20 protein-coding genes are annotated in these 24,544 nt (G+C 74.1%); 8 read left to right on the forward strand and 12 right to left on the reverse strand.

The features are described from left to right. Positions 1–23: 23 nt before the first annotated feature. The 5 genes from scpA to GCU60_RS16240 form a co-directional block, all read right to left on the reverse strand. Positions 24–2,249: a methylmalonyl-CoA mutase gene (gene scpA / locus GCU60_RS16220; protein ID WP_163207117.1), complete on the reverse strand. Its 2,226-nt coding sequence runs from the start codon at positions 2,247–2,249 to the stop codon at positions 24–26. Continuing rightward, the gene (locus GCU60_RS16225; protein ID WP_163207119.1) at positions 2,246–4,186 is read right to left on the reverse strand and encodes a methylmalonyl-CoA mutase family protein; all 1,941 of its coding nucleotides are present in this window, start codon (positions 4,184–4,186) and stop codon (positions 2,246–2,248) included. The genes scpA and GCU60_RS16225 overlap by 4 nt, the downstream gene beginning before the upstream one ends. Next, on the reverse strand, positions 4,183–5,472 hold the full coding sequence (locus GCU60_RS16230) for an amidohydrolase (RefSeq protein WP_163207121.1): 1,290 nt from the start codon (positions 5,470–5,472) through the stop codon (positions 4,183–4,185). The genes GCU60_RS16225 and GCU60_RS16230 overlap by 4 nt, the downstream gene beginning before the upstream one ends. Continuing rightward, positions 5,469–6,674 (reverse strand): glutamate--cysteine ligase, encoded by a 1,206-nt coding sequence (locus GCU60_RS16235; protein WP_163207123.1) that lies wholly within the window; start codon positions 6,672–6,674, stop codon positions 5,469–5,471. Before GCU60_RS16235 ends, GCU60_RS16230 begins: the two co-directional genes overlap by 4 nt. Positions 6,675–6,741: 67 nt before the next feature. Next, positions 6,742–7,290 (reverse strand): GNAT family N-acetyltransferase, encoded by a 549-nt coding sequence (locus GCU60_RS16240; protein WP_163207125.1) that lies wholly within the window; start codon positions 7,288–7,290, stop codon positions 6,742–6,744. 68 nt (positions 7,291–7,358) lie between these two features. Here GCU60_RS16240 and GCU60_RS16245 point away from each other — a divergent pair, with 68 nt between their 5' ends. The 3 genes from GCU60_RS16245 (at position 7,359) to GCU60_RS16255 (ending at position 10,704) form a co-directional block, all read left to right on the forward strand. Then, positions 7,359–8,168: a purine-nucleoside phosphorylase gene (locus GCU60_RS16245; protein ID WP_345770643.1), complete on the forward strand. Its 810-nt coding sequence runs from the start codon at positions 7,359–7,361 to the stop codon at positions 8,166–8,168. Positions 8,169–8,245: 77 nt separating this feature from the next. Next, positions 8,246–9,076: an NAD-dependent epimerase/dehydratase family protein gene (locus GCU60_RS16250; protein WP_345770644.1), complete on the forward strand. Its 831-nt coding sequence runs from the start codon at positions 8,246–8,248 to the stop codon at positions 9,074–9,076. Then, positions 9,073–10,704: a phospho-sugar mutase gene (locus GCU60_RS16255; RefSeq protein WP_163207127.1), complete on the forward strand. Its 1,632-nt coding sequence runs from the start codon at positions 9,073–9,075 to the stop codon at positions 10,702–10,704. Before GCU60_RS16250 ends, GCU60_RS16255 begins: the two co-directional genes overlap by 4 nt. A 7-nt stretch (positions 10,705–10,711) precedes the next feature. On the opposite strand, the gene GCU60_RS16260 is transcribed toward GCU60_RS16255, so the two are convergent. The 5 genes from GCU60_RS16260 to GCU60_RS16280 all read right to left on the reverse strand — a co-directional run bounded on the left by GCU60_RS16260 (position 10,712) and on the right by GCU60_RS16280 (position 14,805). Then, positions 10,712–11,122 (reverse strand): DUF805 domain-containing protein, encoded by a 411-nt coding sequence (locus GCU60_RS16260; protein ID WP_163207129.1) that lies wholly within the window; start codon positions 11,120–11,122, stop codon positions 10,712–10,714. A 124-nt stretch (positions 11,123–11,246) separates the two neighbouring features. After that, on the reverse strand, positions 11,247–11,666 hold the full coding sequence (locus tag GCU60_RS16265) for a DUF805 domain-containing protein (RefSeq protein ID WP_163207131.1): 420 nt from the start codon (positions 11,664–11,666) through the stop codon (positions 11,247–11,249). Then, positions 11,663–12,553 carry a Gfo/Idh/MocA family oxidoreductase gene (locus GCU60_RS16270; RefSeq protein ID WP_163207133.1) on the reverse strand — a complete coding sequence of 297 codons (891 nt, stop codon included), beginning with the start codon at positions 12,551–12,553 and terminating at the stop codon, positions 11,663–11,665. The genes GCU60_RS16265 and GCU60_RS16270 overlap by 4 nt, the downstream gene beginning before the upstream one ends. 2 nt (positions 12,554–12,555) lie before the next feature. Further along, a complete protein-coding gene (upp, locus tag GCU60_RS16275; protein ID WP_135143616.1) occupies positions 12,556–13,179 on the reverse strand; it encodes a uracil phosphoribosyltransferase in 624 nt (207 codons plus the stop codon). A 45-nt stretch (positions 13,180–13,224) separates the two neighbouring features. After that, positions 13,225–14,805, reverse strand: coding sequence for a DUF222 domain-containing protein (locus GCU60_RS16280; protein ID WP_163207135.1), 1,581 nt, complete (start codon positions 14,803–14,805; stop codon positions 13,225–13,227). A 480-nt stretch (positions 14,806–15,285) separates the two neighbouring features. Between GCU60_RS16280 and deoC the strand changes: the two genes are divergently transcribed. The 5 genes from deoC to GCU60_RS16305 all read left to right on the forward strand — a co-directional run bounded on the left by deoC (position 15,286) and on the right by GCU60_RS16305 (position 21,526). Further along, positions 15,286–16,299, forward strand: coding sequence for a deoxyribose-phosphate aldolase (deoC, locus tag GCU60_RS16285; RefSeq protein ID WP_163207137.1), 1,014 nt, complete (start codon positions 15,286–15,288; stop codon positions 16,297–16,299). Positions 16,300–16,305: 6 nt separating this feature from the next. Beyond that, positions 16,306–17,754, forward strand: coding sequence for an aldehyde dehydrogenase family protein (locus tag GCU60_RS16290; RefSeq protein WP_204262167.1), 1,449 nt, complete (start codon positions 16,306–16,308; stop codon positions 17,752–17,754). Then, a complete protein-coding gene (locus GCU60_RS16295; protein ID WP_345770645.1) occupies positions 17,751–18,623 on the forward strand; it encodes an aldehyde dehydrogenase family protein in 873 nt (290 codons plus the stop codon). The genes GCU60_RS16290 and GCU60_RS16295 overlap by 4 nt, the downstream gene beginning before the upstream one ends. Positions 18,624–18,690: 67 nt before the next feature. Next, positions 18,691–20,094, forward strand: a complete 1,404-nt coding sequence (lpdA, locus tag GCU60_RS16300; protein ID WP_163207140.1) for a dihydrolipoyl dehydrogenase — start codon at positions 18,691–18,693, stop codon at positions 20,092–20,094. Between the two features lie 91 nt (positions 20,095–20,185). Next, positions 20,186–21,526 (forward strand): hypothetical protein, encoded by a 1,341-nt coding sequence (locus GCU60_RS16305; protein WP_163207142.1) that lies wholly within the window; start codon positions 20,186–20,188, stop codon positions 21,524–21,526. A gap of 75 nt (positions 21,527–21,601) precedes the next feature. On the opposite strand, the gene GCU60_RS16310 is transcribed toward GCU60_RS16305, so the two are convergent. Continuing rightward, positions 21,602–23,059, reverse strand: a complete 1,458-nt coding sequence (locus tag GCU60_RS16310; protein ID WP_163207144.1) for a DEAD/DEAH box helicase — start codon at positions 23,057–23,059, stop codon at positions 21,602–21,604. Positions 23,060–23,297: 238 nt separating this feature from the next. Further along, a complete protein-coding gene (locus GCU60_RS16315) occupies positions 23,298–24,371 on the reverse strand; it encodes an adenosine deaminase (protein ID WP_163207146.1) in 1,074 nt (357 codons plus the stop codon). Between the last annotated feature and the right edge of the window lie 173 nt (positions 24,372–24,544).

The following is a 24,544-nucleotide window of genomic DNA, read 5'->3' on the forward strand; positions in this document are numbered from 1 at the left end:
AGTGGCCACTTTGGCCCTTCTCATCAGTGACCCAGGCGCTGCGACAGCGTCCGCAGCAGCTCCTGCGCCGCCTCGGCGATGACCGTGCCGGGCGGGAAGACCGCGGCGGCACCCATCTCCTTGAGCGTGGGCACGTCGTCGGGCGGGATGACCCCGCCGACCACGATCAGCACGTCGTCGGCACCGAGCTCGGCGAGCGCGTCCCGCAGCGCGGGCACCAGCGTGAGGTGACCGGCGGCCAGCGACGAGACGCCGACGACGTGCACGTCGGCCTCCACCGCCTGCCGGGCGACCTCGTCCGGCGTCTGGAACAGCGGACCCACGTCGACGTCGAAGCCGAGGTCGGCGAAGGCGGTGGCGATGACCTTCTGCCCGCGGTCGTGCCCGTCCTGGCCCATCTTCGCCACGAGGATGCGCGGTCGGCGCCCCTCGGCCTCGGCGAACTCCTCGGCCAGCCGGCGCGTCTGCTCCATCGGGCTGTCCTCCCCCGCCCGCTGCCCGGCGAGCGCCTCGTCGCGGTACACGCCGGAGATGGTGCGGACCTGGCCGGCGTGCCGGCCGTAGACCGCCTCCAGCGCGTCGGAGATCTCCCCGACCGTGGCCTTGACCCGCGCCGCGTCGACGGCGAGCTTCAGCAGGTTGCTGTCCAGGTCGTTGCCCCGGCGGCCCTCCGCCGCGGCGCGGGCGGCGTCGGTGAGCCGGGCCAGCGCCGCCTCGACCTCACGGCCGTCCCGGTCGGCCCGCAGCTGCTCGAGCTTCGCCTTCTGCTGGGCCAGCACGTCGGCGTTGTCGACCTTGAGGACCTCGATGGCCTCGTCGGCGTCGACCCGGTACTTGTTGACGCCGATGACCGGCTGGCGGCCGGAGTCGATGCGGGCCTGGGTCCGGGCCGCCGCCTCCTCGATGCGCAGCTTCGGGATGCCGTCGTCGATGGCCTGCGCCATGCCGCCGGCCTCGGTGACCTCCTGGATGTGCGCCCAGGCGCGGCGGGCCAGGTCGTAGGTGAGCTTCTCGACGTAGGCCGAGCCGCCCCACGGGTCGATGACCCGGGTGGTGCCCGACTCCTGCTGCAGCAGCAGCTGGGTGTTGCGGGCGATCCGGGCGGAGAAGTCGGTGGGCAGCGCCAGCGCCTCGTCGAGGGCGTTGGTGTGCAGCGACTGGGTGTGCCCCTGGGTGGCGGCCATGGCCTCCAGGCAGGTGCGGACGACGTTGTTGTAGACGTCCTGCGCGGTCAGCGACCAGCCCGAGGTCTGCGAGTGGGTGCGCAGCGACAGCGACTTCGGGTTCTGCGCGCCCGCCTCCTTCACCAGCTTGGCCCACAGCAGCCGCCCGGCCCGGAGCTTCGCGACCTCCATGAAGAAGTTCATGCCGATGGCCCAGAAGAAGCTCAGGCGGGGGGCGAACGCGTCGACGTCCATCCCGGCGGCCTGGCCGGCCTTGAGGTACTCGACGCCGTCGGCCAGCGTGTAGGCCAGCTCCAGGTCGGCCGTCGCCCCGGCCTCCTGGATGTGGTAGCCGGAGATCGAGATCGAGTTGAACTTCGGCATCCGCTGCGAGGTGAACGCGAAGATGTCGCTGATGATCTGCATCGAGGGCTTGGGCGGGTAGATGTAGGTGTTCCGCACCATGAACTCTTTGAGGATGTCGTTCTGGATGGTGCCGGTCAGCTGCTCCGGCTCCACCCCCTGCTCCTCGGCCGCCACGATGTAGAGCGCCAGCACCGGCAGCACGGCGCCGTTCATGGTCATCGAGACGCTCATCTTGTCCAGCGGGATGCCGTCGAACAGCTGCCGCATGTCCAGGATCGAGTCGATGGCCACACCGGCCATGCCGACGTCGCCGGGCACGCGCGGGTGGTCGGAGTCGTAGCCGCGGTGGGTGGGCAGGTCGAAGGCGATCGACAGGCCCTTCTGGCCGGCGGCGAGGTTGCGCCGGTAGAAGGCGTTGGACTCCGCCGCGGTGGAGAACCCGGCGTACTGCCGGACCGTCCACGGCTGGGTCGTGTACATCGTCGGGTAGGGGCCACGCAGGAAGGGCGGGAGCCCGGGCAGGGTCTCGAGGAAGTCCAGGCCCTCGAGGTGCTCGTGGGTGTAGAGCGGCGGGACGGCGATGCCCTCGGGGGTCTCCCAGGTCGCCTCCTCGACGCCGCGCCCGGTGGTCTCCTCGAACGCCTTGGCCCAGTCGTCGACCGAGGAGGGACCGGCCGGGGTGCCCAGCTCGACGTCGCCGAAGTCGGGGATCGCACTCATGCCTGCACTCCTTCGAGACCCAGCTGCTCGTGGACCGTCCGCAGCGCCGCGAGGGCGTCGCACCCGGCGTGCACGTACCCGTCGACGCCGTCCACGGCGAGATCGGGCTTGCCGGCCAGCCACACCTGGGTGGCGCCGGCCTCCTTGAGCTCCTTCGCCAGACCGGCGGCGGTCTCGGCGTAGTCCTTGTCGGTGCCGCAGATGCAGGCGACGGTGGTCCCGGCCTCGGACAGCCCGCTCGCCCCGTCCCCGGACGGCGTCGCCAGCCCGCCGGCCTGGAACAGGTTGCCGGCGAAGGACGCCCGCGCGGTGTGCCGGGCGATCGGGCCGATCGTGGCCAGGTAGACGCTCGGCCGGGTGGTCGCGGCGTCGGCCGCGTCGCGCAGCGCCTCGTACTCCTGCGCTGCCCGGACGCGGGGCAGTCCGCCGGTCGGGTGCAGGTCCGCCGCGGGCCGGCGCTCGGGCAGCTTCTCCGCCAGGTTCGGGAACTCGCTGACGCCGGTGAGGGCGTCGGCGCGGGTGGCGAGCCGCTTCGCGCGGGCGTCCCAGGCCTGCGCGATCCGGTCCCGCACGAGCCCGGAGGCCAGCGCGGCCGACAGCCCGCCGGCCCGCTCGATCTCGGTGAACCAGTCCCAGGCGGCGCGGGCGAGGTCGTCGGTCAGCGACTCGACGTACCAGGAGCCACCGGCCGGGTCGAGGACGCGGCCGAGGTGCCCCTCCTCGACCAGCAGGCTCTGGGTGTTGCGGGCGATCCGCCGGGAGAACGAGTCGGGCAGGCCGAGCGCGGCGTCGAAGGGCTGCACGGTGACGGCGTCGGCGCCGCCCACGCCGGCGGCGAAGCAGGCCACCGTGGTGCGCAGCATGTTGACCCACGGGTCGCGCTTCGTCGTCATCACCGAGGAGGTGACCGCGTGCTGGCGCTGGCCGCGGGCCTCGGCCGAGGCGCCGCTGACCTCGCCGACCCGGTCCCACAGCCGGCGGGCGGCGCGCAGCGCGGCGATCGTCGCGAACTGGTCGGCGGAGGCGGAGTAGCGGAACTCCAGCTGGGCGACGGCCTCGTCGACCGACAGCCCGGCCCCGGTGAGCGCCCGCAGGTAGGCGACCCCGGCCGCCATCGAGCAGCCCAGCTCCTCCACGACCGAGGCGCCGGCGTCGGCGAAGACGGTGCCGTCGACGACGACGGTGCGCAGCCCGCGATGCGCGGCGGCGCGACGGGCGACGTCGGCCAGCCCGGAGAGGTCCTGCTGCTCCCCGGAGGCGGCCTCGAGGCCGAGCGGGTCCAGGCCGAGCGAGCCACCGGGCGCCAGGTCGGTCCGGCCCTCCACCAGCTGCAGGAACGCCTCGGCGGCCGGCACCCCGCCCTGCACGCTGACCGGCGCCAGGTCGAGGAAGACGTCGGAGAGCACGTCGCCGAGGGAGTCGACCGGGACGGCGCCGTCGCCGACCACCAGCCACAGCGAGGTGACGCCGTTCTCCAGGTCGGCCGCGATGGCCTCCTTGGTGGTGGCGACGTCGGGGTGCGCGTGGCGCTGGCGGACGTCCCAGCCGCCCGACGCGCCGCCGTCGGCCCCACCCGCGGCGGTCACGTCGGCCGAACCGGCCGGGCCGCCAGCGGGGCGGGAGCCGCGCACGAACGGCGGCAGGCCGGGGACACCGACGCCGGCACTCAGGCCGGCGGCGTCCTCGGCGGTGTAGAGCGGGGCGACGGTCACGCCGGGCGCGACCGGACGGCGCAGCGCGTCCTCGACCGGCTCGGGGAGCTCTTCGCGGCCGGCCTTGCGGAGCACTCCGGCGACCAGGTCCCGCCACTGGTCGCGGGTGACCGCGTCGAACTCGCCGGCGAGCGCGAGGTCCTCGGGGACCTCGTGCTCGGCCGGGACGTCTGCGTCGGCCGCTGTCCGCGCCGGACCGCTGGCCTGCTGGTCGGTGGAACTCATCGTCGGTGGCTCTCCTCAACAGACGGGCGGCCAGAAGTGTCTCCGGGCGCGGGGCGGCGCGTGCGAGGGGGTGCCGGGGAGCCGGTGGGGGCCGGCTCGGCGTCGGCCTCGAGCGCCAGCAGCGCGGTGCGGGCCATCAGCCGGACGCCGATCCCGATGGCCCGCTCGTCGACGTCGAAGGTGCCCCGGTGCAGGTCCAGGGGGGCGCCGCCGCCGTGGGTGCCCAGGCGGGCGAGCGCGATCGGCATGACGTCGGCGAACCAGCCGAAGTCCTCCCCGCCCATGCTCTGCGCGGACAGCACGACGTTGTCCCCGCCGACGGTGCCGATTGCGGCCGACCGGAGCAGGGCCACGGCGCGCGGGTCGTTGACCACCGGGGGCACCCCGCGGATGTAGTCGACGCCGACCTCGGCGCCGGTCGTCGCGGCCACCCGCTCGACCAGCGAGCGCAGCAGCTCCTCCGCGCCCTTCCACGCGTCGCGGTCGAGCACCCGGACCGTGCCACGCAGGGTGCCGCGCTGCGGGATGGCGTTGGCGGCCACCCCGGCGTTGACCGCACCCCAGACCAGGCTCATCCCGGAGCGCGGATCGACCTGCCGGGAGAGCAGGCCGGGCAGGTCGGTGATGAGCCGGCCCAGGGCGTCGACCAGGTCGACGGTCATCTGCGGCCGCGCCGTGTGCCCGCCGGGCCCGGTGAGCGTCACGTCCATCCGGTCGCAGGCGGCGGTGATCGCGCCGGTGCGCAGCCCGACCCGGCCGACCGGCACCGAGGGGTCGCAGTGCAGCGCGAAGGCGCGCGAGGCGCCGTCGAGGACGCCGGAGGCGACGACCTCGGTCGCCCCGCCGGGCACCGTCTCCTCGGCCGGCTGGAACACCAGCCGCACCCGGCCGGGCAGCCCGTCGAGCTCGGCCAGGGCGAGGGCGACCCCGAGCGCCACCGTGGTGTGCACGTCGTGGCCGCAGGCGTGGCACAGGCCCTCGCGGGTGGAGGCGTAGGGAGCGTCCTTGAGGTCGGCGAGCGGCAGCGCGTCGATGTCCGCGCGCAGCACCACCGTCGGCCCCTCGCCGGCGCCGACCTCGCAGACCAGGCCGGTGCCGGTCGGGAGCCGGCGCGGCTTGAGGCCGGCCGCGCGCAACCGCTGCTCGATGAAGGACGTGGTCTCGAACTCGGCGTAGGCCAGCTCGGGGTGGGCGTGCAGGTGCCGGCGGATGGACACCAGGTCGCCGTGGTGGGCGCCGGTCCACTCGTCGACGGCCACCGCCAGCTTCTCCACGACCGGGGTCATGCCGCGTGCCCGCCCGCGCACTCGGCCGGTCCGGGCACCGGACCGGACGGCCGTCCCGCCGGGCCGTCCTGGGGAAGACCGTCGCGCAGTTCGGCCAGCAGGCTGTCGACGACCGGCACCAGTTCGCCGTCGTGCGCCAGCGCCACCGCTCGCTGCCGCTGGTAGGACGCGCCCACCGCCAGGATGCGCAGGACGTCGTCCAGCTCGGTCTCGCACTCCAGCCGCTTGGCGGTGGGCCGTAGCTCCTCCACCAGCTCGCTGATCGCCTCGCGGACCGGCCGCACCACCCCGGTCTCGTCGACGACGATCTCGGCGTCCAGCCCGTAGCGGGCCGCGCGCCACTTGTTCTCCCGCACCACCCACTCGGCCGGGCTGGGCAGGGTGTAGCCGCGGTCGAGCTGGGTGTCGAACTGCTCGACCAGGCACTGGGCGAGGGCGGCGATGGCGCCGATCTCGTCGAGGGTGGGCAGGCCGTCGCAGATGCGCAGCTCCACGGTGCCGAAGTCGGGGTGCGGGCGGATGTCCCACCACACCTCGCGCACGCTCTCGATGGCGCCCGCGTCGATGAGCGTCTCCATGTAGTCCTCGAACGCCTCCCAGTCGGCGAGCCGGAACGGCAGGCCGGCGGTGGGCATCCCCTCGAAGATCTTGGTGCGGGCCGACGCGAGCCCGGTGTCGCAGCCGACCCAGAACGGGGAGGACGACGACAGCGCCAGGAAGTGCGGCACGTACTGGCACAGCGCGTTGACCACCGGGATCACCTTCTCCGGCGCCCGGACGCCGACGTGCACGTGCACGCCGAAGATCTGCATGCGGCGAGCCAGCCACTGCATGCGCTCGACGAGCTGCGCGTACCGCTCCTTGGGCGAGATCTCCTGCGTCTGCCAGTCGGTGAACGGGTGCGTGCCGGCGCACATCAGCCCCAGGCCCCGCTGGTCGGCCGCGGCGACGACCTCGGCCAGCGTGCCGGCCAGGTCGGCCTTGGCCTCGCCGACCGTGCTGCAGATGCCGGTGATGATCTCGACGGTCGACTGCAGCAGCTCGTGCTTGGCCTTGGGGTGCTCCTCGGCGCCCTCGGGCCGGAGCTCCTCGAGGATCTCGACGGCGCCGGGCGACAGCTCCCGGGTCTCCCGGTCGACGAGCTGCAGCTCCCACTCCACACCGAGGCTGGCGCGTTCCGAGCTACGGAAGGGGATCTCCACCTCCCGGAGTCTAGGGACGCCGCCGCCACCCCACCCGGCGGCGGAGCGAGATCACTCCCTCGGTGGATCAGCCGGCCCCGTCGGCGGCCAGCCGGGCGTAGAGGACGACGTCGCCCGGCCGGCCGCGGTGCAGGAACCGCTGGCGGATCGTGCCCTCGGCGATGAAGCCCGCCGCCTCGGCGACCCGCCGGGAGCCGGTGTTGGCCGGGTCGACGAGGAGCTCCACCCGGTGCACCCGGTCCAGGGCCCAGCCGGCGAGCATCCCCAGCGCCGCGGCGGTCAGCCCGCGGCCGCGGTGCGCGGGGGCGGTCCAGTAGCCGGCCTCGCCGACGCCGTCCCGCGGCGGGAAGAGCCCGATGCTGCCGACGAGCGCGCTGCCGTCGAGCGGCTCGACGGCGAACAGCGCGCCACCCTCGGCCCAGGTCCGGGGCGCGATGCTCCCGACGAAGTCCTGCGCGTGCTCCGGGGCGTAGGGCACCGGGACCTGCGTCCACCGCTGGATCTCGGAGTCCTGGCAGGCGGCCAGCACGTCGGCGGCGTCGTCGGCGCGCCAGGGGCGCAGCCGCACCCGGGCTCCGATCAGGGTCGGCTGCGCGCTCCGTCCGGTCCCGCTCACCGGCCCATCGTGTCCCAGGGCGGCGGCGGGGATCCATCGCTTTCCCCGCACTGCGCTAGCGTCCCCGCGTGAGCGAGCACCCTGGCACCGACCCCTCCACCCTGGCCGCGCAGGCCGCCGAAGCACTGACCGGCGCCCTCGGCGGAGCGCACGACGTCGCCGTCGTCATGGGCTCCGGGTGGGCCCCCGCGGCCGACGCGTTCGGCGAGCCGGCCGGCTCGGTGGCGATCGGCGACCTGCCCGGGTTCGCGGCCCCCACGGCCGTCGGGCACGGCGGCGAGGTCCGGTCGGTGCGCGTCGGCGACCGCTCGGTGCTGCTGTTCCTGGGGCGCACCCACTTCTACGAGGGCCGGGGCGTCGAGCCCGTCGTCCACGGCGTGCGCACCGCCGCCGCCGCGGGCGTCAAGACGGTCGTCCTCACCAACGCCGCCGGTGGCCTGGCGCCCGAGCACCGGGTGGGTCAGGCCGTGGTCATCTCCGACCACCTGAACCTGACGGCCCGCTCGCCGTTGGTCGGCGCGGACTTCGTCGACCTCACCGACCTCTACTCCTCGCGGCTGCGCGCGCTGGCCCGCGAGCTCGACCCGTCCCTGGTCGAGGGCGTGTACGCCCAGCTGCCCGGCCCGCACTACGAGACGCCGGCGGAGATCCGGATGCTGCGCACCATGGGCGCGGACCTCGTGGGCATGTCCACGGCGCTGGAGGCGATCGCCGCCCGGGCCGCCGGGGTCGAGGTGTTCGGCCTGTCGATGGTCACGAACGCCGCGGCCGGCATCACCGGCGAGGTGCTCGACCACCAGGAGGTGCTGGCGGCGGGCAAGGCCGCGGCCGGCCGGCTGGGCGAGTTCCTGGTGCAGTTCATCGGGCGGCTGCCGTGAGCGGACAGGACCGTGAGCATCGCAGCGAGGAACGAGCGAGGAGCGGAGCGGTCCGCGGCAGCGAACCAGGAGGCACCGTGAGCGGACAGGTGAGCGGCCCGGTCCTGGTGACCGGCGCCGCCGGGCGCATCGGCACCGTCCTGCGCGGCGGCCTGCCCGAGCGCGGGTGGGCGCTGCGCTCCCTCGACGTCGTGCCGTTGGTCGACGTCCGCCCGGGCGAGGAGCACCTGGTCGCCGACGTCACCGACCTCGACGCGATGGTGGACGCCGCCCGCGGCGCCTCGGCGATCGTGCACCTGGCCGGGATCTCCGGTGAGTCGACCTGGCCGGCGATCTCGCAGGCCAACATCGAGGGCACCTACTGCGCGCTCGAGGCCGCCCGCCGGGCCGGCGTCCCGCGGGTGGTGCTGGCCAGCAGCAACCACGCCACCGGGTACACGCCCCGGCCGGAGGACGGCCTGCTGCGGGAGGAGGACGCCCCGCCGCGGCCGGACACGTACTACGGCGTCTCCAAGGTGGCGATGGAGGCGCTCGGCTCGCTGTACGTCGACCGCTACGGCCTCGACGTCGTCTGCCTGCGCATCGGCAGCGCGTTCCCCGAGCCGACGACCACCCGCCAGCTGGCCACCTGGCTCTCCCCCGCCGACACCGTCTCCCTCGTCGACGCCGCTCTCACCGCGCCGGCCCCCGGCTTCGCGGTGGTGTGGGGCGTGTCGGACAACACCCGCCGCTGGTGGGACCTCTCGGCCGCCGAGGCGCTCGGGTATCGATCGGTCGACGACGCCGAGCCCTACGCCACGGCGCTGGTCGAGGCACACGGCGAGCCCGACCCGACCGACCCGGTGCACTCCCGGGTGGGCGGGGAGTACACGACGGCCGACTTCGACGCGGAGAACTTCTCCGCATGACGCAGGACCTGCTCGCCACCGCCCGGTCCTGGGCCGCGGCCGACCCGCACGAGGGTGACCGCGCGGAGATCCTCGCACTGGCCGACGCCGGGGACACCGCGGAGCTGGAGCGCCGGTTCGCCGGCCCGCTGACCTTCGGGACCGCGGGGCTGCGCGGTCCGCTGCGCGCCGGCCCGGCGGGGATGAACGCCGCGGTGGTGACGCGCGCGGCCGCGGGCCTGGGTGCCTGGCTGGCCTCCGCCGGCCACACGGGTGGCGGCGTGGTCATCGGCTTCGACGCCCGCCGCCGGTCCGACGAGTTCGCCCGGGTCTCCGCCGAGGTGCTCAGCGCCGCCGGCTTCGCCGTCCAGGTGCTGCCCCGGCCGCTGCCCACCCCGGTGCTGGCCTTCGCCGTCCGGCACCTGGGCGCGGTGGCCGGTGTCATGGTGACCGCCAGCCACAACCCGCCCGACGACAACGGCTACAAGGTCTACCTGGGCGACGGCGCGCAGCTCGTGCCGCCGGCCGACCGGGAGATCGAGGCGGCCATCGCCGCCACCGGCCCGGCACGCGAGGTGCCGCGCTCCGACGACTGGGGCACCCTCGGCGACGACATCGAGACCGACTACGTCGACGCCGTCGTCCGGGCCCTGGACCCGGGGCGGGTGCCGGCGGCCGATCGCTCGGCGCTCACCGTGGCCTACACCGCTCTGCACGGGGTGGGCGCGGGGACGACCCGCCGGGTCTTCGCCGCCGCCGGGTTCGGCGAGCCGGCGAGCGTGCCCGAGCAGGACGCGCCCGACCCGGCCTTCCCGACGGTCGCCTTCCCCAACCCGGAGGAGCCCGGCGCGGTGGACCTGCTGCTGGCCCTGGCCGAGCGGGTGGGCGCGGACGTGGCGATCGCCGAGGATCCCGACGCCGACCGCTGCTCGGTGGTGTGCGGCGGTCGCCAGCTGACCGGCGACGAGGTGGGCGCGCTGCTGGCCGACTGGCTGCTGCGGCGCGGGGTGCGCGGCACGTACGCGTCGTCCCTGGTCAGCGGCTCGCTCATGCACGCGATCGCCGAGGCGCACGGCGTCGTCTCGGCGGAGACGCCGACGGGCTTCAAGTGGATCATGCGGGCCGGTACGGACGCGGCGCCGCTGGTGTACGGCTACGAGGAGGCGCTCGGGTACTCGGTGGCCCCGTCGGTCGTGCGGGACAAGGACGGGATCTCCGCGGCGCTCGGCGTCGCACTGCTGGCCGCCGAGCTCAAGGCCGGAGGCCGCACGGTGCTCGACCGGCTGGACGAGCTGGCGCGGGAGCACGGGCTGTTCGTGACCGGGCAGCTGTCGGTACGGGTCGAGGACCTCACGCTGATCTCCGACGCGATGGCGCGGCTGCGCTCGGCGCCCCCGGCCACGCTGCTCGGCCGCCCGGTGGAGTTCGCCGACCTCGCGCTGGAGGACCCGCCGGTCGACGCCGTCCGGCTGCTCGGCGACGGGGTGCGGGCGATCGTGCGGCCGAGCGGCACCGAGCCGAAGCTCAAGGCCTACCTGGAGACCGTGGTCCCGGTGCACGACGACGCCGGGATCATCGCCGCCCGCGGCCGGGGCGCCGACGAGCTCGACCAGCTCCGGGCGGAGATGGCCTCGGCGCTGGGCCTGTAGCCCTGCTCTACCGGTCGACGTGGGGCTCGGCGCTGTCGCGCACCGGTGTCGGCCCGTACCGGTTCGGCACGGGGTGACCGGGCAGGAAGCCGACTTGGATGAGCAGCACGATCCAGCCCACGACGGGCAGGAGCAACCAGAGCAGCGGCCACGCCGAGTAGCCGCGGTCGTGCAGGCGAGCCACCGTGCTGGTGACCGACGGTACGAGGGTGAGGAAGGCGACGAGCGAGCCGACCGGGCCGCCGTACCAGTCGAGGAAGCCGGTCGGCTCCTCGGGGACGAGGAACCCGGGGTGGCCGAGGGCGGTGTCGACCACGGCCGCCAGCGCCCCGAGCGTGACGACGACCGCGACGTAGTGCAGCCACCACGTCCGCCGGGTGATCCGGCCCCGGGCCACGTACCACTGCGCGAGGGTCACGGCGTCCCCGTCCGTCCGTGCGCCCCGCCCGGAGCGCGGCGCCCAGGATGCCGCCTGGCTGGTCCCCCCTGCCGCCGACACGCGCACGGCCCGGGTCGGGTTCCCGGCGTGTGGGCGGATCCCGTCAGGGTGGCGGCGGGCCGTACCGGTTGGGGTGCGGCTGGCTGCCCAGGAAACCCAGCGTGATCAGCAGGACGAGCCAGCCGATGCCCGGCACCAGGTTCCACAGCAGCCACCAGGCCGAGTGGTCCCGGTCGTGCAGGCGGGTGACCATCGCCGCGACGTTCGGCACGAGCAGGACCAGCGCCATGATCGCGGTGACCGGTCCGCCGGAGTCCGGGAACGGCCAGAGGAGGTCGAAGTCGTCGCCCCGATCGATGCGCGGGTAGGCGTCGGGGAACCAGGTCGCGTCGATCGAGGTGGCGGCCACGCCCACCAGGGCGATCACCAGCACGTAGTGCACCCACCAGACCCGCCGTCGGATGCGCCCGGTCGGCACGAACCACGCCCCGGGCGTGGTCCGCTGCGCCGTCGGGAGGGTCATGCGCCGACGGTCTCGCGGCAGCCGGAGTCGAGCGCCCGCTGGGCGGCGGCCAGCACGGCGACGACGTCCCGGCCGAAGCCGACGTCGCACGGGTGCACCCCGCCGATCAGCGCCGCGGCACGGAGCTCGTCGACGGCCACCGCGTAGGCCTCCGGCGCCACTCCGTCCTCCGGCAGCAGCACCAGCCGGCCGGCGTCCCCGTGGACGAAGAACTCGTTGCCCACCGACATCGGCGCCACCGTGTGCGAGAGCGTGACGGTCGAGGCGGTACCCGACTCGTGCCCGAGCACCAGGTGAACGGTGTCGCCGAGCCCGGCGCCCGCCTGCACGGTCGCCACGGGTCCGAGCGCCGGCACCAGCAGCGAGAGCGCGTGCGGGCCGATGTCCCACAGGGCCCCGCGCTCCTGGCGCCACGGCGAGGAGCCGAACGGCGTGCCCGCGAGCGATGACAGCCAGGATCCGTGCCCGCCGGCCAGGGTCGTCCGGGCCGCCTGCTCGAGCCACGTCGCCGTCGCCGGGCGGAACCGGAAGGTGAAGAAGACGACCGAGGCCACTCCGGCGGCCCGCACGGCGTCGGCGACGCGGTCGGCGCCGGCGACGTCCAGGGCGATCGGCTTCTCCAGCAGCAGGTGCTTGCCGGCCTCGGCGGCCCGGATGGCCAGCGGGGCCTGGACGTCGGGCGGCAGGGCGATCGAGACGGCGTCGACCTGCGCCAGGAGTTCGTCGACGTCGGCGAAGCCGGGGACGTCGAACTCCGCGCCGACCGCCTTCGCCTTGGCGAGGTCGCGTCCCCACACGCCGACCAGTTCCGCGTCGGGGTGCGCCGCGAGCGCGGTCGCGTGGATCTCCTTGGCCCAGAAGCCGGTGCCCAGCACCCCGAAGCGCACGGTCAGACCGCGCCGAACTGGCGGTCGCCGGCGTCGCCCAGCCCCGGGACGATGTAGGCCTTGTCGTTCAGGCCCTCCTCGAGGCTGGCGGTGAACACCCGCAGCGGCAGGCCGCTCTCCTCCAGCCGGCGGATGCCCTCCGGCGCGGCCAGCGCGCAGAGCACGGTGATCGACGTCGTGCCGCGGGCGACGAGCAGCTCGCAGCAGTGCACCAGCGAGCCGCCGGTGGCCAGCATCGGGTCGAGCACGAAGACGTCGCGGCCGACGAGCGACTCCGGCAGCGAGGCCATGTAGGCCTCCGGCTGGAACGTCTCCTCGTTGCGGGCGAGCCCGACGAATCCCATCTGCGACTCCGGCAGCATCCCGTGCGCGGTGTCGGCCATGCCGAGGCCGGCCCGCAGCACCGGGACGATCAGCGGCGGTGCGGCCAGCCGGTAGCCGGTCGTCGTCGTCACCGGCGTGGTGATCTGCTCCTCGGCCACCGTCAGGTCGCGGGTGGCCTCGTAGACCAGCATCTGCGTGAGCTCGCGCAGGGCGGCACGGAACATGGCGTTGTCCGTGCGCTCGTCCCGCATGCGGGAGAGGCGGGCACGGGCCAACGGGTGGTCGACGACGGTCAGCTGCACGCGGCACACGGTATCGGCCGCCACCAGGACCGGCGGGGTCCCGCCTCACGCGACCAGCGCCGGCCCACCCCGCGCCTCGGCCGCCAGCCGTCGCCGCAGGTCGCGGTTGCCCATCAGCACGCCGACGACCCACGCGAGGTCCATCCGTTCGCCGTTCACGTGCATCCCTTCGGGCAGCACCGGCGACCCGTCGGGGAAGAGCAGCGACTCCAGGTCACCGATCGGGAACTCTCCATGGGCGGGCGCCGACGCGGACGCCGTGGCCGACTCCGGCTGCCACCGGACCGGCCCAGCACCCGGGCGTCGGCCGGCCGGCTCGTCGATCGGGTGGATCCCGGCGAACGGCTCGGCCGATCCGGCCGGGGCGTCCCCGACGTCATCCGGGCGGAGGACCACCCCGCCGAGCCCGCCGGCGAAGGCGGCGTCGGCGGCTCCCCACACCCGTCGGCCGTCCGGGGCGAGGGCGATCAACCTGCCGTCCCGCCTGGTCAGGACCAGATCGAGGTCGTGCACCAGCCCGTGGTCGACGTCGCACAGCAGCACCAGGTTGTCCAGGTCGGTGCCGCCGCCGAAGAGCCAGTGCCGCATGTGGTGGGCGTGCAACCGTTCGATCCGCGTCTCGGTGCACCCCGACCGCGCGCAGCCACCGTCCCGCCGGAGCAGCGCCCGCCGCTGCGGGCCGGTCGCCCGCCGACGCCGGCGACCCACGCCGAGGACCTCCCGGCCGGACTCGAGCATCGTCACGACCGTCGCCTCGCAGAGCATCCGCCGGACCTGGGCGGGGTGCAGCGCCGGCCCACCGTCGAGGTACGCCTGCCCCGCCGCGGCGTCGTCGGCCAGCACCGCCGCGTCGACGTGCACCACCACTTCCCGGCGGGGTGGATCGCCCGGTCGCCGGTCCGCGTCGCGGGCGGCGAGGGCGAGCCGGGCCACCGCTGCACACCGGCGGGCAGCGGTGCGCTCCCGGGCGCAGGCCAGCTCGTCCTGCTCGACCCCGTCCGGATCGGCCCCGTCGCTCTGGTGGCCAGGTAGTGCTCCTGCTTCCACGGAGGCAACGGCCCGCTTGGCCGCGGCTCGGTCACGGCGGGCCTCGCGCTCGGCGATCGAGTCGACCGCGGCGAGGAAGTGCGCCCCCTCCTCGGAATCCATGCGCATGCGGACGACGAGCATGCCGTCGTCGTCCCACCAGTGCTCGAACTGCCGCTTCAGCGCGATCGTCGTCGCGTCGATCCGCTCGGCCCGGCGCCAGCCACGCACCAGCCGTTCGGTCTGCGCCGCCGTGGCTTCGATCGCCGTCTCCAGGAGCGCCTGTTCGGAATCCGGCTCCGCGATGCGGGTCAGCGCCCGCACCTTGGAGTAGGAGAGGCGCCCCTCGGCGAAGGCGCCGGAGATGAGGGGCAGCGCCTCCAGGGCCCGGGCCACGCGGACGTGCTCCCGGGCTGTGCCGGGCGCGACGCCGCACTGCCAGGACAGCCAGTGAGCGCAGGACAGGATGCCGACTCCGGACCACCCTTCCCGGCGGTCGAACTCAGCGACCAGGCGCAGCCATGCCGCGGTGGCGGCGGCGAGCCGCACGGCGCCGGACGTGATCTCGCGCGCCAGATCCGAGAGGGTCAGCTCCGCCACGACTTCTCCTTCGAACGTGTGTTCGGAAGCTACGACGGGCGTCTGACATTCCTGAACCTCCGGTGGGCGTACGGAACGGCGCCGAGCGGCGAGCCGACCGGCCCGCGAGCACCGGCACCGGCACCGGCACCAGCACCAGCACCAGCGACGTCCGACCACCCGCCACACGTTCCCGCGGGAACGCCACCGGACGGCGCCGAGCGGCGACCCGACCGGCCCGCGAGCACCGGCACCGGCACCGGCACCGGCACCAGCGACGTCCGACCACCCGCCACACGTTCCCGCGGGAACGCCACCGGACGGCGCCGAGCGGCGACCCGACCGGCCGGCGAGCACCGGCACCGGCGACGTCCGACCACCCCCCCCCACGTTCCCGCGGGAACGCCATCCGGGCGCCCGGGCGTGCTCGCGGCGGGCACAACTGCTCCGGGCGGGTGAGCGGAGGAGGGCGGCGACCACCTCCAGTGGAGAATGGCGACCATGACCCACGTGCTCGACCCCGACGCGCTGCCCGGGGCGACCCCCACGGTGCACGCGCCGCTGCCTCCCTACGACGACGTGACCAGGTCCGACGCCGCCTTCCGCTCCTTCCTGCACGGCCTCCCCGGCGTCGACCAGGTCGGTGCGGAGGCCCGTGCCGCGCAGCTGGGCACCCGGTCGATCAAGACCACCTCGAAGGCGTGGGCCATCGACACCGCCATCTCGATGGTCGACCTGACCACGCTCGAGGGCGCCGACACCCCCGGCAAGGTCCGCAGCCTGGCCGCCAAGGCCAAGCAGCCCGACCCGAGCGATCCGACCACCCCCCGCGTCGCCGCGGTCTGCGTCTACGGCGACCTGGCCGGCGTCGCCAAGGATGCGCTCGAGGGCACCGGCATCCACGTCGCCGCCGTCGCCACCGCGTTCCCCAGCGGTCGCGCCAGCCGGGCGGTGAAGATCGCCGACGTGCGGGACGCCGTCGAGAACGGCGCCGACGAGATCGACATGGTCATCGACCGGGGCGCCTTCCTGACCGGCCGCTACCTCGACGTCTACGAGGAGATCGTCGCGGTGAAGGAGGCGTGCTCCCGGACCGACGGAGGCGCCCCCGCCCACCTCAAGGTCATCCTCGAGACCGGCGAGCTGAAGACGCTGGACAACGTCCGCCGGGCCAGCTGGATCGCGATGCTCGCCGGCGGCGACTTCATCAAGACCTCCACCGGCAAGGTGACGCCGGCCGCGACGTTGCCGGTCGGGCTGGTGATGCTCGAGGCGGTCCGCGACTTCCGCATCGCCACCGGCCGCCAGATCGGCTTCAAGCCGGCCGGCGGCATCAAGACGACGAAGGACGCCGTCAAGCACCTCGTGATGATCAACGAGACCGTCGGCGCGGACTGGCTGGACCCCGACTGGTTCCGCTTCGGCGCCTCCAGCCTGCTCAACGACCTCCTCCAGCAGCGCCAGAAGCTGCGCACCGGCCACTACTCCGGCCCTGATCACGTGACGGTGGACTGACCCGAGATGAGCAGCGTGTTCGAGTACGCCCCCGCCCCCGAGTCGCGGTCCATCGTGACCATCGCCCCCTCCTACGGCCTGTTCATCGACGGCGCGTTCGTCGACGGCACCGGCGAGTCCTTCACGACGGTCAACCCGGCCACCGAGGAGGTGCTCAGCGAGGTCTCCGCCGCCAGCGACGCCGACGTCGACCGCGCCGTGGCCGCCGCCCGCCGCGCGTTCACCCGTGTCTGGGGCCCCATGCGCCCGGCCGACCGCGGCAAGTACCTCTTCCGCATCGCCCGGCTGCTGCAGGAGCGGGCCCGTGAGTTCGCCGTCCTGGAGTCGCTGGACAACGGCAAGCCGATCCGCGAGTCGCGCGACGTCGACGTCCCGCTGGCCGCGGCCCACTTCTTCTACTACGCCGGCTGGGCCGACAAGCTCGAGCACGTCGGCCTGGGCACCGCCCCGCGGCCGCTGGGCGTGGCCGGCCAGGTCATCCCGTGGAACTTCCCGCTGCTGATGCTGGCGTGGAAGGTGGCCCCGGCGCTGGCGGCCGGCAACACCGTCGTCCTCAAGCCGGCCGAGACCACCCCGCTCACCGCGCTGCTGTTCGCCGAGGTCTGCCAGCAGGCGGACCTGCCCGCCGGTGTGGTCAACATCGTCACCGGCGCCGGCGACACCGGCCGGGCCGTCGTCGAGCACGGCGACGTGGACAAGGTGGCCTTCACCGGCTCCACCGAGGTCGGGAAGTCGATCGCCCGCGCCGTGGCGGGCACCAGCAAGAAGCTGACCCTCGAGCTCGGCGGCAAGGCGGCGAACATCGTCTTCGACGACGCCCCGATCGACCAGGCCGTCGAGGGCATCGTGCAGGGCATCTTCTTCAACCAGGGGCACGTCTGCTGCGCGGGCTCCCGGCTGCTGGTGCAGGAGTCGATCCACGACGAGGTCATCGCCAGCCTCCAGCGCCGGATCGGCACCCTGCGCGTCGGCGACCCGCTGGACAAGAACACCGACGTCGGCGCGATCAACTCCGCGGAACAGCTGGCGCGCATCCGCGAGCTGTCCGACATCGGCGAGGCCGAGGGCGCGCAGCGCTGGCAGCCGGCCTGCGAGCTGCCGGCCAAGGGCTACTGGTTCCCGCCGACGGTCTTCACCGACGTCTCCCCCGCCCACCGCATCGCCCGCGACGAGGTCTTCGGGCCGGTGCTGAGCGTGCTCACCTTCCGCACGCCCGACGAGGCGGTGGCCAAGGCGAACAACACGACCTACGGCCTGTCGGCCGGCATCTGGAGCGAGAAGGGCTCGCGCATCCTGCAGATCGCCAACCAGCTGCGCGCCGGCGTCGTGTGGGCCAACACCTTCAACAAGTTCGACCCGACGTCGCCCTTCGGCGGCTACAAGCAGTCCGGCTACGGCCGCGAGGGCGGCCGGCACGGCCTGGCCGCGTACCTGACGGGAGCTGACAGCAAGTGATCGGCAACGACCGGCTCGCCGTGCGCAAGACCTACAAGCTCTACCTGAACGGCGCCTTCCCCCGTTCGGAGAGCGGTCGCACCTACGAGGTGACCGACGCCAAGGGCCACTTCCGCGGCAACGTCGCGTGGGCCAGCCGCAAGGACGCCCGGGACGCCGTCGTCGCGGCCCGTGGAGCCTTCGCGAAGTGGTCGGGCGCCACCGCCTACAACCGCGGCCAGGTGCTCTACCGCGTGGCCGAGGTCATGGAGGGCCGGCACGTCCAGTTCTGCGACGAGGTGGCCCACGCGGAGGGCTTGTCGACGTCGAAGGCGCGGGCCGCCGTGGACGCCGCCATCGACCGCTGGGTCTGGTACGCCGGCTGGACCGACAAGCTGGCCGCCGTGCTGGGCGGGTCCAACCCGGTCGCCGGGCCCTACTTCGACTTCTCCACGCCCGAGCCCAGCGGCGTCGTCGCCGTCCTGGCCCCTCAGCAGTCCTCGCTGCTCGGGCTGGTCAGCGTGCTGGCGCCGGTGCTCGCCACCGGCAACACCGCTGTCGTCGTCACCTCCCGGGAGCGACCCATCCCGGCCGTCACCCTGGCCGAGGTGCTCGCCACCAGCGACGTGCCCGGTGGTGTGGTCAACCTGCTGACCGGGAACGCCGAGGAGCTGGGGCCGTGGCTGGCCGAGCACGCCGACGTCGACGGCATCGACCTCACCGGCGCCCCGGCGGGCCGGGCGATGGAGTTCGAGCGGGAGGCCGCCGGCACCATCAAGCGGGTCGTCCGCCCGCCGGCCACCGAGCCGGACTGGACCGCCGACCCGGGCCTCACCCGGATGACTCCCTTCCTGGAGACGAAGACGGTGTGGCACCCCATGGGGGTGTGAACGACGGCACGTGAACCGGCCGGTGCCTCCTCGGGGGCACCGGCCGGTGTCGCACTACCCTCGATCCGTGCCTCATTTCGACGTCGTCGTCCTCGGTGCCGGCCCCGGTGGGTACGTCGCCGCCATCCGCGCCGCCCAGCTCGGCAAGAGCGTGGCCGTGGTGGAGTCCAAGTACTGGGGCGGGGTCTGCCTCAACGTGGGCTGCATCCCCTCCAAGGCCCTGCTGCGCAACGCCGAGCTCGCCCACCTGGTGCGCGACGAGGCGAAGACCTTCGGCATCTCCGGTGAGGTCTCCTTCGACTTCGGCGCCGCGTTCGACCGCAGCCGGTCGGTCGCCGACGGCCGGGTCAAGGGCGTGCACTTCCTGATGAAGAAGAACAAGATCACCGAGTTCGACGGCTGGGGCACCTTCACCGACCCGCACACCCTGCAGGTCAGCCTCAGCGGCGGTGGCGAGGAGACCGTCACCTTCGACGCCGTGATCCTCGCCCCGGGTGCCAAGACCCGGCTGCTGCCCGGCACCGAGCTCTCCGAGCGCGTGGTCACCTACGAGGAGCAGATCCTCACCCGTGAGCTGCCGAAGAGCATCGTCATCGCCGGCGCCGGCGCGATCGGCGTCGAGTTCGCCTTCGTACTCCGCAACTTCGGCGTCGAGGTGACCATCGTCGAGTTCGCCGACCGCGTGCTGCCGCTGGAGGACGAGGCCGTCTCCAAGGAGCTGGCCAAGGCCTACCGCAAGCTCGGCGTCGACGTCCTCACCTCCACCAAGGTCGAGAAGATCGACGACTCGGGCGACCAGGTCACCGTCACCGTCTCCGACGCCAAGGGCACGCGAGAGCTGAAGACGGACAAGGTCATGCAGGCGATCGGCTTCGTCCCGCGGACCGAGGGCTACGGCCTGGACAAGCTGGGTGTCGAGCTCACCGACCGCGGCGCGATCGCGATCGACGACCGGATGCGCACCAACGTCCCGCACGTCTACGCGATCGGCGACGTCACCGCGAAGCTCATGCTCGCCCACGTCGCCGAGGCCCAGGGCGTCGTCGCCGCCGAGACCATCGCCGGCGCGGAGACCATGGAGCTGGACTACGTGATGATGCCGCGGGCCACCTTCTGCTCCCCGCAGGTGGCCAGCTTCGGCTACACCGAGAAGCAGGCCCGCGAGCTGGCCGAGGAGAAGGGCTGGAAGGTCAAGGTCTCCCAGTTCCCCTTCACCGCCAACGGCAAGGCCCACGGGCTCGCCGAGCCGAACGGCTTCGTCAAGCTGATCGCCGACGAGACCTACGGCGAGCTGCTCGGCGGGCACCTGGTCGGCCCCGAGGTCACCGAGCTGCTGCCCGAGCTCACGCTGGCGCAGAAGTGGGACCTCACGGCCACCGAGCTGGCCCGCAACGTGCACGCCCACCCGACGCTCAGCGAGGGCCTGCAGGAGGCCATCCACGGCCTCGCCGGCCACATGATCAACCTCTGACGTCCCGGAACCGGCCCGTTCCCGCATCCCGGGGCCGGGTCCCGTTCCGACCCCGGGATGCGCGGCCACGGCGACAGGGCAGGATGGGCGGGTGGCCAGGCCGAGCATCGTCCCGATCGCCCTCACTCTCGACGACCGCACGGGGTACACCCTGTGGGCTCCGCCCTGGGAGGAGGACGGCGAGGAGTGGCAGGCATTCCTCGGCACGACCGAGGGTGACGGGGTGGGCGGGCGTGCCATGGTCCACCTCTTCCCGACGCCGGCGAAGCTCGCCGCGTTCTGCCGGACCAGCACCGACCACGACCTCGCCGACCACCCGGTGTGGCCCGTCGTCTCCGGGCTGGGTGCCGCGGACCTGACCCCGGACGAGGACCACCGGTTCGACCTCGACGGCGTCTACGACATCGCCGCGGAGGACCCCGACCGCTGGGCCGTCGAGGAGCTCGCCGCGACCGTCGACATCGTCAGCCGCCTCGCCGAGTGCCTGGACACCACGGACGAGGACGACGACGAGGAGCAGTTCGAGGCCACCGCCGAGCTCGCCGCCAAGCCGGAGATCGGCTCGCTGGGCCTGGGCGTGGAGGCCTTCGCCGGCCGCTCCGGCGAGGACGCCTGGATCGGCGTCGGCAGCGTCCTGGACGACCTCTGGGAGGACGTCGTCGAGGAGCTGTCCGAGCACTTCGACTGGACCGGCGGCGGCACCGCCACCCTCGAGGAGTACCCCTCGGCGTCGGAGACGGTCGACGACGAGCCGCTCGACGACGAGGACGACGACACCGGGACGCAGGTCCGGCCGGCCGGCGCCACCGCCGCCTCGGCGGGCGTCAGCGAGATCGCCCGCGGCAGCCGGGTGTCGGCCTCCCCCGCCGCCGTGGCCGCCGCCGCGCAGTTCTGGGAGGGCGTCGGCATCCTGCCGGTGGAGGTCGTCGTCCCCGAGGGCGCCGGAGTGACCCTGCGCTGCTACGTCGACGACGTCGCCCGGTTCCTGGGCCGGGAGGGCGAGGTGTTCCTCTTCGACACCCCGGCCGACCTCGCGCGGTTCTGCGCCGGGACCGAGCGGCACGACCTCAGCGAGATCGCGTCCTGGCCGGAGGTCGCCGACACCGACACCGTGCCGCTGCCGGGCGAGCAGGACCGCTACGACCTCACCGAGGTCTCCGAGGTGCTCGCGCAGGTTGCCGACGGAGCCGCCGGCCTGGTCACCTACGGCACGCTGGCCCAGCCGGTGGAGGGCGTGCGCGACCTCGCCGAGTACGCGGGCCTGACCCGCGTGGAGGAGCTCATGCAGCCCTCCGCTCCCCTGGGCCGGGCGGTGGCCCGCGCCGAGCGCGAGCCCGACGCCACCCTCACCGCCGCCGACGCCGCCCAGCTGCGGCCGGCGTGGGACCAGGTCGTGGCCGCGGTGAACGGCGCCCTGGTGTTCCGCGGCTGAGCCGCGAGAGAAGACGACGACGGCGGCCCGCCCCGGGGATTCCGGGACGGGCCGCCGTCTGCGTGGTGCGGGAGGTCAGCCCTGGCGCGGGGGCCGGGACGAGCGCTCGCCGGAGAACCGGCGCTCGCCGCCGGGCCGGCCGGACCGCTCGCCGGCTGGGCGGTTGCGGTCGCCGTAGGACCGGCGCGGACCGCCGGGGCGGTCACCGTCGCGACGCGGGCGGCCACCGGGGCCACCGCCACCGCGGCGCATGTCGCGCTGGGTGCGCTCCTTGGGCTCCACCGGGATGCCGGCGGCGACCAGGTCCAGGATCGGCTTGTCGCCGGGCCGGGTGCGGTCCAGGGGCGGGTCGACCTTGGCCGTGCGGAACCGGCGCTTGGCCTGCCCGACCTGGTCCGGGAGCAGCAGCGAGACGACCACACCGGCGGCACCGGCGCGGGCCGTGCGGCCCGAACGGTGCAGGTAGGTCTTGGCGTCTGCCGGCGGGTCGTAGTGCAGGACCAGGGAGACGTCGTCGACGTGGATGCCGCGAGCGGCGACGTCGGTGGCGACCAGCACCGGCGAACGGGCGTCGGTGAACTCCTCCAGCGCACGCTTGCGCGCCGACTGGGGCAGCCCGCCGTGGATGGCCTCGGCCTTGATCCCGGAGGCCTTCAGGTTCTCGGCCAGCCGGTCCACGCCCAGCTGGGTGCGGGCGAAGATGATCGTCCGGCCCGGGCGGGAGGCCAGCTCGGTGGCCACCTGCAGCTTGTCGCGGAAGGCCAGCGTGAAGGCCAGGTGCTCGGCCGGCGGGGCGTCGTCGCCGGCCCGCTTGACCTCGTGCCGGGCCGGGTCCTTGAGGTACCGGCGGACCAGGGAGTCGACCTCGCCGTCCAGGGTGGCCGAGAACAGCAGCCGCTGGGCGTTGCGGTCGGTCTGGTCGAGCAGCTCCTTGACGACCGGGAGGAAGCCCAGGTCGGCCATGAAGTCGGCCTCGTCCAGCACGGTGACGACGACCTCGGCCAGCGTGCACTCACCCTGGCTGATCAGGTCCTGCAGCCGGCCCGGGGTGGCGATGACGACGTCCACGCCGCGACGGAGCTGCTGGATCTGGCGGTACATCGGGGCACCGCCGTAGACCGTCGCCAGGACGACGCCGGTCGCCTGGCCGAGGGGGGCCAGGTTGTCGTAGACCTGCTGGGCCAGTTCGCGGGTCGGCACGAGGACCAGACCGCGCGGGGCCCGGCGGCCGTTCTTGACCTCGGCACCGACGCGGGCGAGCAGGGGCAGGCCGAAGGCCAGCGTCTTGCCCGAACCCGTGGCGGCCTTGCCGAGCACGTCCCGGCCCGCGAGGGCATCGGGGAGCGCCGAGGTCTGGATGGCGAACGGGCGGTGGATGCCGCGCCGCTCGAGTGCGGTCACGAGCTGCTGGGGCAGGCCCAGCTGTCCGAACGTCGGGCCGGTCGGGGCCTCGACGACGTTCTCGGTGGAAGTGTTCTCAGTGGTGTTCTCGACCTCGTTCGACTCGAACGAGACAGGGTTGACCAACGTCATGCGGGGTGGGGCTCCGATACTGCTCGGAGCGCGTCCCGTGGAAAAGGAAGTCACGGCGGTGCGCCGCGTTCCTAGTGGCGATCGCTTGCGCCCAGGTGTGGAACGCGGGATCTGCACGGATGCGCTCATGCCCGGACAAACCGTCCGGGAGGATGACCGGCCTTGTGCCGGTACACCCAGGCTAGCAGCGAAGATCGCGAATCGATTCCCCAGGCGGGGTGGGCACCATCACCCCGCGTCAGGCCTGCAGGGCGGCGTACCCCGGCCGGACGACCTCGTCGAGCAGCCGCCGCCGCTCGGTGTCGGACAGGAACGCGCCGGTCAGCGCGCGCTCGGTGACCGTGCGCAGGTCGTCCCAGCTCCAGCCGAACGTCGTCGCCACGTCGGTGAACTCGCTGGTGACCGACACCCCGCTCATCAGCCGGTTGTCGGTGTTGAGGGTGACGGCGAAGCCGAGCCGGTGCAGCCGGTCCACCGGGTGCGCCGCCAGCGACGGGTAGGCGCCGGTCTGCACGTTCGACGACGGCGCCACCTCCAGCGTCACCTGCTCGTCGTGGACCCGCTGCGCCACCGGGCCGAGGGTGCCGTCCCCGGCCACCTCGTCGGCGATGCGGATGCCGTGACCCAGCCGCTCGGCCCGCGCGCCGTCGAGGGCGGCCCGGATCGAGTCGATGCCAGCCGCCTCGCCGGCGTGCACGGTGCGGTGCGCGCCGGCCCGGTCCAGCAGCGCCAGCGCGGCCGGGATGCGGTCCGGCGGGAAGCCGTCCTCGGGGCCGGCCAGGTCGAAGCCGACGACGCCGGCGTCCCGGTAACGGACCACGAGCTCTGCGACCTCCTCCCAGCGGTCGGCCTGCCGCATGGCGCACAGCAGCGTGCCGACGCTGATCGGGGTGCCCGCCTCCGCCGCCTCCCGGCTGCCCTGCGCGTAGCCGTCGAGCATCGCCTCGACGGCCGCCTCCAGCGGCATACCGGGAGCCAGCAGCTCGGGCGCCATCCGCACCTCGGCGTGCACGACGCCGTCGGCGGCCAGGTCCAGCGCGCACTCGCGGGCCACCCGCTGCACGGCCTCCGGGGTCTGCATGACCCCGACCGTGTGGGCGAAGGTCTCCAGGTACTGCACCAGCGAGCCGGAGTCGGCGGCCTCGCGGAACCAGCGGCCGAGTGCCGCGGCCTCGGTGGCCGGCAGCTGCCGGTAGCCGACTGCGTCGGCCAGCTCGATCACCGTCTGCGGTCGCAGACCGCCGTCCAGGTGGTCGTGCAGGAGGACCTTGGGGGCGCGGCGGACGTTCTCGGCGTTCAGCGGTGCAGGCACCCCGCGACGCTACCTGTCGTGCCGAGTGGGGGCCGGAGGCCTCCGCGCAGGCACGACGCAGGGCTCAGCGCGGGCCGGGACGGCACCTGGTCGCGGTGCGGTCCGGAGGACCGCGGTGTCATCGCCTCCGGCCCCCACTCCGGAGGACCGCGGTGTCATCGCCTCCGGCCCCC

The organism is Blastococcus saxobsidens (assembly GCF_010682065.1).
GTDB classification, from domain to species: Bacteria; Actinomycetota; Actinomycetes; order Mycobacteriales; family Geodermatophilaceae; genus Blastococcus; species Blastococcus saxobsidens_B.